Genomic DNA, 13,361 nt, shown 5'->3' on the forward strand with positions numbered 1-13,361 from the left:
ACGCGACTCCGGTGGAACTGGAAACCCACTTCGCTAAATCGGTCCCGGACTAGTGGCTCTTGGACGATTACGAATTCCTGGACCAGATTCCCCAAACTATCACGGGGGAGTTGACAAGAAAGTAGTGCGAGAACGGTTCGACGACATTGTACTGGTAGCCACGGACGGCTAGTAGTGACGATGGCGGTCGCGCCCTGGTGACTCTCGAACGCCGGCGACTATCGCGGCGAATTGGGGCCGAGATAGAGGCGGAGAACAACTTTCGCTACTGGTGGATATCGAGCCGGACGCCTCACCTCCAATTGTCGCTCGTCTGACGGTCGGCTGCGAATCGCTTTTTGCCGAATGCATAACTCACCGAGGGGCGAACGCGTCGATCAGATCCTCGACAGCGTCACGACTGGCTGTAAACGGTGGCCACAGGATTGGGAGATCTGCGCCGGCTTCGTAGTATGGAGCGAGGCGCTCCCGACAGGTCTCGGGGGTTCCATAGACGGCGAACTCGTCGACGAGTTCGTCGGTGATGGCGTCAGCGGCTGCCTCCCGGTTGCCAGAGCGCCATAGTTCATGGGCTTCGTCGGCGGGCTCTCTGAACCCGTGGTCGTGGAGGAGGCGATTGTATCCCATCGCCATCTCCTGTGCAAGCAGGTCTTTGACGCGTTGTTTGGCGACCGCAGGTTCGTCTGCGACCGCTGCGGGGACCCACGGGGCAATCGTTGGGGCAGGCCGCCCAGCGTCTTCGGCAGTCGATGTAAGTGCGTCGGCGTACTGCTCGAGTTTCGAAAACGGAGTGAAGACCGGCATCCAGCCGTCGGCAAACTCACCAGTGAGGCGGCGATTCTGTTCCCCCATTGCAGCATTGAAAATCGGGAGCTGGTCCGGGAGTCCGTCAAAGCCGACCGAATACGGCCCGACATCGAACACGTCGCCGTGGTACTCCACCGTGTCGCCATCGACGACTTGCCGGATAATCTCGATCGCTTCGCGTGCTCGTCGCAATGGCTGCTTGAACTCGAGTCCATGCCACTTAGTGACGATCGGTGGGGAACTCACGCCGACCCCGAGTATCGCCCGTCCGTTGGATATCGCATCGAGCGTAACGCCGCTCATCCCCAGGAGAGTCGGTGATCTGGAGAAGACGTTCGCGATTCCCGTTCCGAGTCGGATATCCTCCGTCTCACGTGCGATTACACTGAGGACTGCAATCGAGTTCGTCCCAGACGTTTCGCCTTTCCATACCGAGTGATACCCCCGTCGCTCGGCGTGTCGAGCAAACGCTACCATCTCGTCGATGCTGAAGCCTGCCAGTTCGTCGGGAATGACGAATCCGATCTGTGACATCGTCTGGCTATTACGATAGACGTACAAAGTTATTTCCATTACGATAGACGTGCAAGGCTATTTGATTGATGCCCAAGAACCGCGTGGATATCATTGCTCGGTAACGCATCGTTCGAGACCCCAACTCACCTTCGGGGAAGGATCTCGTCCGTGCCGGACAATTGCAGGACAGGCCGCAAATGCCCTTCCAGCACGCGTTTCCTATACTGTCGTTGGGGAGCCAATCTGTGTCCCCTCGTGAGCGACGATTTACATCCCTCGTGACGAGATTGGTCTCCCACGGGGATACGTTCACTTCGCCGAAAGGCGAACGATTGCATCACCTGTTACAATGCTGTCTCCTTCCTCGACGAGCACCTCCGCGATGTCGCCGGCTTGTGAGGCGACTACGTTGTTTTCCATTTTCATCGACTCGAGAACGCACACACGGTCACCGGCGGCAATCGTGTCACCGGCCTCGACCTCGACCGAGAGCACCGTTCCGTCCATCCCGGCCGTGACAACGTTTTCGTCGTCACTGTCGACCGCCCCGGCTCCCGCCGAGGAGGACGAGGACGTTTCGTTGTCCGGGCGGTCGTCGGCTGCTCCGTCACGAGACGCCACGTCACGCCGCGTCGATCCGGCGGTCCGGTCGGCCGTTACCGATACCCCCGCTTGGGTGTGAGCGCCCCCGGCGATCCTGACGTCGAACTGTTTGCCGCCGACCGTAACTGTCAGTGTCCGTGCCGGGTCGTCGGTTTCGGTCGCGTCCTGCCCCCACCGCTCGACTGCACGCTCGAGCCGTTCGCCCTCGAGTTCCTCGTCGAGGTAGGTCGTCGTGTGAATGCCGTCAACGAACGGATCGTCAATGAGCATGAGCCTGTGGAACGGGATGGTAGTGGGGATGCCAGCGAGGTCGAATTCGGCGAGAGCGCGTCGAGAACGCTGGATGCACTCCTCGCGATCCGATGCACGGACGACGAGCTTTCCGATCATCGAGTCGTACTCGCCGCTGATCTCGTCGCCCTTCCGGATGGAATCGTCAACACGAACGCCAATTCGACCCGGGGGATCGTACTGCGTGACGGTTCCTGTAGCCGGGTCGAAGTCGGCGGCGATGTCTTCGGCATTGATTCGGAACTCCATCGCGTGGCCGTCAACGTCGACCTCGTCCTGCGAGAAGGTCAGCTCCTCGCCGGCGGCGACTTTGAGCTGCCACTTCACGATGTCGATGCCTGTCAACTCCTCTGTGACAGTATGTTCGACTTGGATACGGGTATTGACCTCGAGGAAGTAGAAATCCGTATCAGCACCGAGTTTTTCATCGGGGTCACGGGTGGGATTTTCGTCCACGAGGAACTCGACGGTACCAGCGTTCGTATAGCCGGCCTCGCGGACACCCCGGTGGGCAGCCTCGCCGATCCGTTCCCGGAGCTGGTCGGTCAAGGCAGGACTTGGTCCTTCCTCGATGATTTTCTGGTGACGGCGCTGCAACGAACAGTCTCGCTCCCCGAGGTGCCGGACGTTCCCATAGTCGTCAGCAAGGATCTGTACTTCGACGTGGCGCGGCGCTTCGAGATATCGCTCCAGATAGACCGAATCGTTATCGAAGTATGCTTCCCCCTCACGTTGGGCACTCGTCAGTTGTCCTTCGATTTCGTCTCCGCTTCGGACGATCTTCATGCCGCGGCCGCCGCCACCTCCTTCGGCCTTGATCGCTATCGGGTAGCCGTGTTCCTCGGCGAACGCCCGGACCTCGTCGGGTGTCTGGACGGGCTCAATCGTTCCCGGAACGATCGGTACATCAGCTGCGTCCATCAGTTGTCGGGCCTCGGTTTTCTCTCCGAGCCGGGTCATGGCCTCGGCCGAAGGGCCGATCCACGTGATACCATCAGTCTCCGCTACCTGTTGGGCGAACGTCGCGTTCTCGGCGAGGAAGCCGTAGCCGGGGTGGATTGCGTCGGCGTCGGCCTTCTGAGCCGCGTCAATGATGGCGTCTCCATCGAGATACGACTCCGCAGCACGCGCTGGTCCGACGCGGTAGGACTCATCGGCGTACCGAACGTGGCCCGCGTCTTCATCAGCGTCGCTGTAGATAGCCACCGGCGTCACATCGAGTTCCCGACATGCGGCCATGACGCGCACGGCAATTTCCCCTCTATTGGCGACAAGGACTTTCTCGAACATTACGGGATATCAGACCGGCCACCCATATTTAGTTTTTCTTCTGACCTAGGATCGGATCTGAATCGAATTTAGCGATGGATTATTATGCTTGACTTCAGATGGTTATCTATGGACATCGAAGGTGAGTTTTCGGAGACCACTAACCAAGAACTAGACGCGATGGCGACTGCACTCTCGAAACACTTCGGAAGCGATGTGTCTCTCGTTGAGGCGGGCAGCGGACGTGTCGTCGCTTCGGAGGACCGGCTCGGTCTTCCCCGGCGGGAGTCACCTGACACTGTCGAGCCCGCAACCGAACGCGAACGCGAGGTCCTTGAGGAGATTGAGACGATCCTCCAGGGTGGTCCGGAGCGGGGACACGAAAAGCTTGAACAGATCGGTAAGCTGTTCGTCCGGGAGCGTATCGACCGGCTGTTCGACGAGATCCTGTTCGAGGACGGTACCTTCGCCAGTTACGACGCCGAAGAGAACCTCGCGGCCGACGCCATGGTTACCGGAGCAGGGCTCATCAATGACCGAAAGGTGTTTTTCGCCGCCAACGACTACACGGTCAAGGCCGGGACGATCGCCGACAAATCCATCGAGAAGCTCGTCCGGATGCAAGAACATGCGATCGAAGCGAACGCTCCGATCGTCTATCTCATCGACTCGAGCGGAGGCCGAATCGACGTTCAAGCCGGGTTCTACGCCGACCGGTATCACGGCGGCAAACAGTTCTACAACCAGTGTATCATGTCCGGCCGTGTCCCGCAGATCGCCATCATGTACGGCCCCAACTTCGCCGGAACGGCGTATCAGCCCGTCTTTAGCGACTACCTCATCATGGTCCGGGACATCAGTGCGATGGCCATCGCAAGCCCCAGGATGGTCGAGATGGTCACCGGAACGGAGACGTCGATCGAAGAGCTCGGGAGTCCCGACATGCACGCCCGCCATACCGGCAGCGTCGACATCGTCGTAGACGACGAAGCCGAGGCGGCAGGAACTGTCCACGAACTCCTCGAGTACCTTCCACAAAATTACCGCGAGCAGCCCCAACGAGTGAGCGGCCGCCAACCCGCCGCGGATCCCGCGGCTGTAGACACGATCATCCCGGATGAACCGAACGCCCCCTACGATGTCCACCGACTCATCGATCACCTCGTCGACGAGGGGTCGTTCCTGGAATTGAAACCCGAGTTCGCGCCGGAGATGATAACGGGATTCGCCCGCATCGACGGCAGGCCGATTGGGGTGCTAGCGAACCAGCCGGATGTTAAGTCCGGCGCCATCTATCCGGACTCCAGCCTGAAGGGCGCCGGATTCGTCTGGCAGTGTGACGCCTACAACATCCCGTTGCTGTATCTCTGTGACTCGCCCGGATATATGATCGGAGAGCAGATCGAGCGGGAGGGGATTCTCCAGAAGGGACGGAAACTGGTGTATGCCACGTCTTGTGCCACGGTGCCGAAGGTCTCGGTGTTCGTGAGGAAAGGGTACGGTGCGGCGACCTACGCGATGGCCGGCCCGGCGTTCGACACGGACGCGACACTTGCGCTCCCGAGCAGCGAAATCGCGGTGATGGGGCCGAAGGCAGCGGTCAACGCGGTTTACGCGAACAAGTTAGCCGACATCGACGACCCGGAACAGCGAGCACAACGGGAGCAAGAACTCCGCGAAGAGTACCGCGAGGACATCGATATCCACAAACTTGCATCCGAGATGGTCGTCGACGAACTCGTCCCGCCACGAGGCCTCCGGGCAGAGATCGCCAATCGGTTCGAGATGTACGATGGGAAGGAGAAGCATCGCCCGGACCGAAAACACGGAGCGATGTTATTCTAGGCCCAACCGTTCTAGGCTAATTCCGCTCAATCCGAACGAACGAGCTAGGATTCTATTCGTTGGTCGGATCAGTACAGGTAGCTGGACTCCCGCGGAGAACTATAGCCGACTGTAAGCCGGCCGGACGCCAGAAGTCATATTTTGGCGCTCTCGTCTGACGAAGATATAACCCCCAGCGTTCGCTGGGATTTCACAAAGAGACCGGCCATGACACCAATCACGCTCGACGAGCAAGGTAGCTCGACGGACCGAACATTCCTGTACCCCCAGCAACGGTTCCTTCGTCGGTACCAGCCATTGTTCACGACGCGATGGGATGGCTCCTCCTGGGAACCGTCGAGAAGACGTGGAGAGCAGCTCAATCGCACTTCTCGACCTCCAGATCCCTGGCGTCATCAAGAACATGCATCGGTTGAGCGAACGGTTCGACTACCGCTACGCAACCGAGGTGTGAGTCTTAACTAAAGACGAATGGTCGTCGGGCCCAGCGCACTGCCCGATTCCGGCAGATGAACGCTTCTTGCCTGCGCAGCCATCGAAGGTTGATCGGCTGGCTGTTCTTGCGAAGCGGGACGACGTAGTTGATGCCCTCGTCGCTGAAGTCCTTGATGAGGTCTTGACTGAACAGCCCACGGTCGACGATGAAGACGACCTCCTTGGGGTCAAGCATATCTAGGAACTCTTTGAAGGTGGTGATATCCTTCATTGAGCCCCAGAACACGTCCACGCCGGCGGGGAACTGGGTGGCCGCCGAGAACGCGAGGATCACGCCCAGCTGGTCGACGTAGAGACGATCGGGATTGTAGCCCTCGGCCCGTTTGATGTTCTGGCTGCGGGAGAAGACGGTCGTCAAATCGTACAGGAGGGGCATCGCCGTCGTCACCGAACAACAGATACAGGCCACCGAAAGTTTTATACTAGGCTCCGTAAATAGAGATTATGAAGTGAAACGGGATGACTAACATTGCATGGTTACTAGAATCGGCAGCACGTGAAGCGCCTGACAATCTAGCGGTTGTCGGTCCGAATGAAAATGAGTACACTTATGAGGAATTTAACTCGTTGACGAGTCAGATTGGAAATCTCCTCAGGGAGGAATACGACATAGATGACGGTGACGTCATTAGTGGCTTCATGCCTGCATCAGAATGGACACAGGCAGTGATGTTTGGCGTGCCGAAAGCGGGCGGTATTATTACTTTAGAAAATCATACGCTCCCATACGAAATACTGCGGGATAATGTGGAAAACTCCAAAGCAAAGGTCGTCATCGCGGACAAACGGGTGTTTGATGAGGCGGAACAGCTGGTCAAGGACGTTGATTCCATTGAACACCTTGTCTGGTCCGGGGAGGGCGGAGCCCCGCTTCTTCAGGAAGCGGTCACCGACTACTCTACAGAACTTTATCCAACACCTAAGAAACGCGATGAGGTAGCAATTATAAATTACACGGCTGGCACTACGGGATCACCGAAGGGAGCAATGCAGACTCATGGAATGCTCCAGTCATCCGTCCGGGCTGATTGTGACGCCTACCGGGGACTTACCCCAGAGGATTCCCTCGTTTTATTCACGCCTATCTATCATATCGGGGGGATAACTAGCGCACTGTACGCTGTCGGGTGTAAAGGGACACATATCATCCCTGGTGGATGGGACCCTCAACGGGTGAGGGAACTTACTCAGAAATATAACCCAACATGGTATACATACTTCCCCCCGACCATGATTCGAGATATGATGAATCAAGATTGGTGGGACGATGTTAACCTAAGTGGTATCAAGACCCTTGCAGGTGGTGGTCCTCTCACGCCAGATCTCCAGCAAGCGTTGCAAGAAAAGGGTATGCGGGTCTCAGGAGGGTTAGCGATGACCGAGGCAACGCCAATCTCTGCGTCCCCAATAGCACAGGATAAAGACCTCCAGATGCCTCCTGGCTCCGTTGGGAAACCACTAGATGAACTCATAGAAGCAAAACTTGTTGACATCACCACGGGTGAAGAAATTACTGATCCCAACGAGGAGGGTGAATTGTGCATTCGGGGAGATCATGTTACGCCCGGATATTATAACGATCCAGACCGGACGGACCAAGCATTTGACAACGATGGATGGTTTCACACCGACGACATGGGATACTTCGATGAGGACGGCTACTTGTTTATCACTGGCCGCGCAGACGATATGATTCTCAGTGGTGCCGAGAAACTATCGCTAGTTGAGGTTGACGATGCCCTCCTCAAATCGGAGTTAATCGACGATGGCGGTACGGTAGGCGTCCCCCACGAACGATTCGGCACCGTGCCTGCCGCGTTAGTTGTTCCGCACAACTCAAATATAACGGAGGAAGAAATAGCTGATAAACTAGATAAACATATGAAAGATAACCTTGCCGACTGGCAACGTCCTCGACTGTACACCATTGTCGACGAAATCCCACGGACGCCGGCCAAACAAACCAAGATCTCTCCCAAACTAGAGGAGAAGCTACCCGAGTGGGTCGAAGTCCCTCAGGACGTAAGTTTCACTACTCTATCGAAGCTCCGGGAGGAGCGCGACGAATAATTATCGTTCGACCATACCCCACCCAAACGCCTTTGTGATGACAAGATCGCGTTCATCAGTAGATTACTCAGCTCCTATGAAAATCCCGTACCAAGAAATCACGATTTCCAGGCTATAATTGTTTGGGTGAGCCGTAGCTCACCTGGACACAACTGAAGAATCACCAGAAAGCAGCGGTATACCGAACCGGGAATCCCGGCAGGCGGGGAACTCGTGATTGCGGTAGCGGTGGCTGTGCGGACGAAAGCACGCCGTGCCTGAGCGATTCACAGATCGCTCAGGCACTCACCTCCGGTGGATCATATGGCTCCTGTCGCTTCAGCATGTAGAAGATCGAGACCAGCATCTTCCGTGCTGTTGCGACAATCGCTATTTACTTGTTCTTCCGCTGCTTCAGCCGTGTGTAGAAATCCCTCAGATAGTCATCATAGCGGATAGCCCTGTAAGCAGCCTGCACGAGGGCCAAGCGCAGCGACGCTGAGCCCTCTTTGCTGATGCTCCCATGAACTTCGGTATCACCAGACTGGTGCACTACAGGATCAAGGCCAGCGTAGCTCACTTGCTCTTCGTGTCGGTCGAACCGATCAACCTCGCCGACTTCGGAATGGTAAAATAATAGGTATGTTCTCAGATTAAGACGGAGATTCTTCTCAATAAACCAATTGTTTTCGTATATTTTCAGTATCTATAATAATGGAGCTAAACAGTTTGACCGCCGCCACCCCAGAATCTTTAAGATGAGGCACCCTAACATGGGTAGCAGCATGATACGGATCGGGTACCCCTCCGGCTACTGGGGCGACGATCAAGCGGCACCATCGCGGATGCTCGAGTCGGCGGCCGACCTCGACTATCTTGCGATGGACTACCTCGCGGAGATTACGATGGCCATTCTCAAACGCCAACAGGAACGGGATGCGACGCTGGGATACGCTCGGGACTTTCCACCGCTGGTCGGGGAGTTACTCGAGGACCTCGCGGCACAAGACGTGACGCTACTGGCGAACGCGGGCGGCGTCAACCCGGAGTCGTGTAAGGATGCCGTGATGGATGTCGCAGCGAACGCTGACGCCGACATATCGGTGGCGGCCGTGGCCGGCGACGAGATCCTCGAACGCATCCCGGACCTCCGCGAACAAGGTATTGAATTCGACAATATGGATTCCGGACAGTCGTTCGAGACGGTCGCCGACGACCTCGTTGCTGCCAACGCCTACCTCGGGTCGTTTCCAATTGCGAAGGCACTCGACGAGGGAGCAGATATCGTCGTGACAGGCCGGTGTATCGACGCCGCCCTCGCTATCGGACCGATGATCCATGAATTCGGATGGAGCCCCACTCAGTACGACAACCTGGCGAGCGGGGTGATCGCTGGTCACCTCCTCGAATGTGGTGCGCAGGTGACTGGTGGCGTCTTCCTCGAGGACTGGGAGGAAGTCGATTTCATGGAGATGGGGTACCCGATCGTCGAGATGGACGCGGACGGCGAATTCGTCGTGACCAAGCCCAACGGGACGGGCGGACTCGTAAACGAAGCGACTGTTAAGGAACAACTCGTGTACGAGATCAAGGATCCGACCGCCTACCACACGCCCGACGTCACAGCGGACTTCACGACACCACAGCTGGACCGGATCGGCGAGAACCGCGTCCGGGTGACTGGGTGCGAGGGGGAGGCGCCACCGGAATCGCTTAAAGTGAGTGCGCTCTATCGCGACGGATACAAAGCGCAACTGCTGCTTACCTACTCGTGGCCAGATGCGCTGAAAAAGGCGGAGCGAGCCGACGACGTCATCCGTAGGCGACTCGAACGTGATGACGTCGACCTGCGCGAGATCCGGACGGAATACGTCGGATATAACGGTTGCCATGGCGGGATCAGCCCCCGTCCGGAGGATCCAAACGAGATCGTACTCCGGATCGCCGTAACAGCCGATCGAAAGGAGGCGATCGATTCGTTCGGGAAAACCGCGATCCCGATTGCGATTGCAGGACCGCCGAACGTCACGCAGCTCGTGTCGGGGAGACCGAACCCCGAGCCCGTCCTCTCGTTCTGGCCCTGCACTATTCCTCGCGATGCCGTCGAACCAACACTCACTGTCGAGTCGACGGGGGTGAACTGACGTGATCGAATTACGCGAGATCGCACATGCACGCTCGGGCGATAAAGGCAACATCGCCAACATCGGCGTAATCGCAAAGGAACCCGAATATTACCCGATCATCGAGGAGTACGTCACGGCAGCGCGGGTCAAAGATCACTTCGGGGAACTGTGTGAGGGCGAGGTCGACCGATACCCGATGGAAAACATCCACGCATTCAATTTCGTCCTCCACGAAGCGCTTGGGGGTGGTGGCGTAGGATCATTGTACCTCGACAATCAGGGCAAGACCTACAGCGGCGCAGTCCTCCGGATGGAACTGGACGTCAGTATCGACACCGACGACTGACCACCCTCCGGCCGACCGGACGTACGGTCCGCGTTCGCACCGATTGGCACACCGGAACCTCCGGCCGCAGCGACCCGAATACTTAATCGGACGTAGGAATCGAATAGGGTATGGGAAGCCGAGTTCACCCCGAGTACGGCGAATCTGCATCACTCGTCGTTGACGGCACGATTCGTATCGCCGAGGACGGTGCTCCCGTCCTTGTCGGCACAGAATGCACCAACTGTCACTACGTCGGCTTTCCGCCCACCTCGTTCTGTCGACGCTGCCTCTCCGAAAACGTCACCAGCGTCGACCTTTCGCGGGAGGGCGAGTTACGGACGTACACGATCGTCCGTACCGGCCAGGAAGGCTTCGAGGCGCCGTATGCGTGCGGGTACGTCAGCCTTCCCGAGGGTGTCAGGCTCTACTCCCTGCTCACGGGATGGGAGTCCGGCGGTCTCGAGGTGGGTACGTCCGTGAGACTGATACTCGACAAGATCACGGTGGATTCGGAGAGCAACGAACCGTTGTTCGGTCACTGCTTCCGTCTCGGTGCGGGGGATGCTGATGACTGACCGAGATGTCGCTGTCGTCGGTGTCGGTCAGTCGGACTTCGGTGAACTCGAGGGCGAGCGCGACCGACTTCGGCGGCCGTGCCGTCCGAGAGGCACTTCTCGATTCGGGCGTCTCCAACGGCGACATCGAAGAGGCCTACGTCGGCAACGTCGCTGGAACGGCACAGGATCAAACCGGGGTCATCGGGCAGGCAGTTCTCCGTGAAGTGGGTGTCACCGGGATTCCGATTACGCGCGTCGAGAACGCGTGTGCGAGTTCGACGTGTGCGTTTCGAGAGGCGTACAAGACAGTCAAATCGGGAAGCTGCGACATCGCGCTCGTTCTCGGCGTCGAGAAGATGAGTGGTGTCCCGACCGAGGTCGCCTTGAAGGATATGAGTGGTGCCTCCGACGCACAAGTGGAGGGAGCGATGGGGATGACGTTCATGGGTGTCTATGGGATGCGTGCCTCTACATACATGGACCGCTTCGGTGACGTACGAGAGGAATTGGCCGATATCGCGGTGAAGAACCACGCCAACGGCCGGGCGAATCCACACGCGCATCTCCACCTGGATATCGACCGCGAGGACGTGCTCGAATCACGGCGTATCGCCGCCCCAATTCGCCTGCTCGACGCCTGCCCGATGTCCGACGGCGCAGCGGCGGCCGTTATCGCTCCCGGAGCGGTCGCGGAGGAACTAGTCGACGACCCAGTGTACGTCGACGCGGTCGAGATGTCCAGTGGCCACTATCTCGACAGCGACCGCGAGTACTGGCGCGAGGAACTCGACGAACGCGTTGCGAAGCGAGCATACGATGAAGCCAGTGTCGGTCCCGACGACCTAGACATCGTCGAGGTCCACGACGCTGCGACGATCGGCGAACTGATGCATTATGAAGGGCTCGGACTGGCGGACTACGGTGAGGGAGCCGAACTCGTCCGAAACGGTGACGTGATGCGTGACGGACGAATCCCGGTCAATCCGAGTGGTGGACTCAAGTCCCGGGGCCACCCGGTCGGCGCAACTGGTGTGGCGCAGCTCTGCGAACTCGTCTGGCAGCTGCGCGAGGAGGCCGGCCCACGTCAGGTCGAAGATCCGTCGATCGGGCTGGCGCAGAACTCCGGTGGTGCACTCCTTGGGGAGGGGGGCGTCTCGACGGTGACGATCCTGAGCACCCGCTGACTCTTCGCGGCGGAGATTCGAAATCTGTCGTCGTCGAGAAACCAACGTGTGGTGCCACCGTCTCTGTCGAGCGATGCAGCCTATAGTCGCTCGACGATCGTTGCGATGCCCTGACCGAACCCGATACACATCGTTGAGAGTCCAACGTCCTCGTCTCGTTCCTCGAGAGCGTGTACCAGTTTGGTGAGCAGCGCAGCTCCGGTCGCTCCCAGTGGGTGGCCGTGTGCGATAGCGCCGCCATTGACGTTCGTGCGGTCCCAATCCGCGCCAGTCTCCTCGAGCCATGCGAGCACGACTGATGCGAACGCCTCGTTCACCTCGAACAGGTCCACGTCGTCGACGGTGAGATTAGCTTTATCCAGTACCTGCTCGGTCGCGGGAATGGGACCGGTCAACATCGTGATCGGGTCGACGCCGACGACTTCAGTCTGCCGAACGCGTGCCATCGGTTCCCACCCATGCTCCTCGGCGGCCTCGGCGCTCGTCACTAACAGGGCACTTGCCCCGTCAACGATGCCAGAGGAGTTGCCTGCGTGATGGACGCCGTCGCCTTCCTCGCGGAATGCAAGGGGGAGTTTCCCCAGTGATTCTGTCGTTGAGTTCGGGCGCGGGTGTCCGTCTTTTTCAACGGTGATATCGTCACCGTCAAGCGTCGTCTCGACCGGCCAGAGTTGGGAGTCGTATTGCCCATCGTCCCAGGCAGTCTTCCACCGACGCTGTGAATCGACGGCTAGGCGGTCGACGTCCTCGCGAGAGAAGCCGTACTCCTCGGCGATTCGCTCGGCGCCCTCTCCCTGGCTCGTAATCTCGTCGTAGTACTCAAGGTAGGTGTCAGTCACGGCGTGTTCGTCGACAACACCCTCCTCGGCATTGCCGTCGCTCCCCATCGGCACCCGGGTCATATGCTCGATGCCACCGGCCACGAGGACGTCGTGATACCCGGCACGAATCTGGCCGGCGGCGAAGTTGACGGCCTGCTGGCCCGAGCCGCACATCCGGTTCAGCTGGACGCCTGGCACGCCATCGCCCCAGCCGGCGACCATCGGTGCGATTCGCCCGATGTTCAGTCCCTGCTCGCCCACTGGAGAAACACACCCGTATACAACGTCTTCGATGTCGGCTGGATGGAACCCGACGCGTTGTTCGAGCGCGTGAAGCGGCTCTGCTGCGAGATCCTGTGGGTGAGTATCCTGAAACGCACCGTTTCGGTCTCCAAACGGCGTCCGGACGGCGTCGACGATGACTGCTTCCTGCATAACGTAACCATGAGAGTCGATTGATTTGAGTGTTT

Annotated in this window: 10 protein-coding genes and 1 pseudogene; 6 read left to right on the forward strand and 5 right to left on the reverse strand. The window is 58.5% G+C overall.

The genetic code is table 11. From position 1 onward, the window contains the following. Positions 1-354 precede the first annotated feature (354 nt). Together PGX04_RS17805 and PGX04_RS17810 are read right to left on the reverse strand one after the other, a co-directional pair. Positions 355-1,341, reverse strand: a complete 987-nt coding sequence (locus PGX04_RS17805) for an LLM class flavin-dependent oxidoreductase (RefSeq protein ID WP_273739742.1) — start codon at positions 1,339-1,341, stop codon at positions 355-357. Between the two features lie 291 nt (positions 1,342-1,632). Next, positions 1,633-3,507 carry an acetyl-CoA carboxylase biotin carboxylase subunit gene (locus tag PGX04_RS17810; protein WP_273739743.1) on the reverse strand — a complete coding sequence of 625 codons (1,875 nt, stop codon included), beginning with the start codon at positions 3,505-3,507 and terminating at the stop codon, positions 1,633-1,635. A gap of 108 nt (positions 3,508-3,615) precedes the next feature. Between PGX04_RS17810 and PGX04_RS17815 the strand changes: the two genes are divergently transcribed. Next, the gene (locus tag PGX04_RS17815; protein ID WP_273739744.1) at positions 3,616-5,331 is read left to right on the forward strand and encodes an acyl-CoA carboxylase subunit beta; all 1,716 of its coding nucleotides are present in this window, start codon (positions 3,616-3,618) and stop codon (positions 5,329-5,331) included. A 457-nt stretch (positions 5,332-5,788) separates the two neighbouring features. Here the strand turns inward: PGX04_RS17815 and PGX04_RS17820 are convergent, their stop codons facing one another. Next, on the reverse strand, positions 5,789-6,235 hold the full coding sequence (locus PGX04_RS17820) for a transposase (RefSeq protein ID WP_273739745.1): 447 nt from the start codon (positions 6,233-6,235) through the stop codon (positions 5,789-5,791). A 50-nt stretch (positions 6,236-6,285) separates the two neighbouring features. Between PGX04_RS17820 and PGX04_RS17825 the strand changes: the two genes are divergently transcribed. Beyond that, positions 6,286-7,896, forward strand: coding sequence for a class I adenylate-forming enzyme family protein (locus PGX04_RS17825; RefSeq protein ID WP_273739746.1), 1,611 nt, complete (start codon positions 6,286-6,288; stop codon positions 7,894-7,896). 277 nt (positions 7,897-8,173) lie between these two features. Here the strand turns inward: PGX04_RS17825 and PGX04_RS17830 are convergent. Continuing rightward, positions 8,174-8,500: pseudogene (locus tag PGX04_RS17830) on the reverse strand (transposase); the annotation flags it as partial. A 160-nt stretch (positions 8,501-8,660) separates the two neighbouring features. Between PGX04_RS17830 and PGX04_RS17835 the strand changes: the two are divergent. The 4 genes from PGX04_RS17835 (at position 8,661) to PGX04_RS17850 (ending at position 12,070) form a co-directional block, all read left to right on the forward strand. Beyond that, entirely contained in the window at positions 8,661-10,019 is a 1,359-nt protein-coding gene (locus tag PGX04_RS17835; protein ID WP_273739747.1) for an acyclic terpene utilization AtuA family protein, read from the forward strand. 1 nt (position 10,020) lies between these two features. Then, positions 10,021-10,347 carry an AtuA-related protein gene (locus PGX04_RS17840; protein ID WP_273739748.1) on the forward strand — a complete coding sequence of 109 codons (327 nt, stop codon included), beginning with the start codon at positions 10,021-10,023 and terminating at the stop codon, positions 10,345-10,347. A gap of 110 nt (positions 10,348-10,457) precedes the next feature. Continuing rightward, positions 10,458-10,904, forward strand: a complete 447-nt coding sequence (locus tag PGX04_RS17845) for a Zn-ribbon domain-containing OB-fold protein (RefSeq protein ID WP_273739749.1) — start codon at positions 10,458-10,460, stop codon at positions 10,902-10,904. Between the two features lie 41 nt (positions 10,905-10,945). Next, entirely contained in the window at positions 10,946-12,070 is a 1,125-nt protein-coding gene (locus PGX04_RS17850; RefSeq protein ID WP_273739750.1) for a thiolase C-terminal domain-containing protein, read from the forward strand. An 80-nt stretch (positions 12,071-12,150) separates the two neighbouring features. On the opposite strand, the gene PGX04_RS17855 is transcribed toward PGX04_RS17850, so the two are convergent. Continuing rightward, positions 12,151-13,326, reverse strand: a complete 1,176-nt coding sequence (locus PGX04_RS17855; RefSeq protein ID WP_273739751.1) for a thiolase family protein — start codon at positions 13,324-13,326, stop codon at positions 12,151-12,153. Positions 13,327-13,361 lie beyond the last annotated feature (35 nt).

This window comes from Natrinema soli (assembly GCF_028618695.1).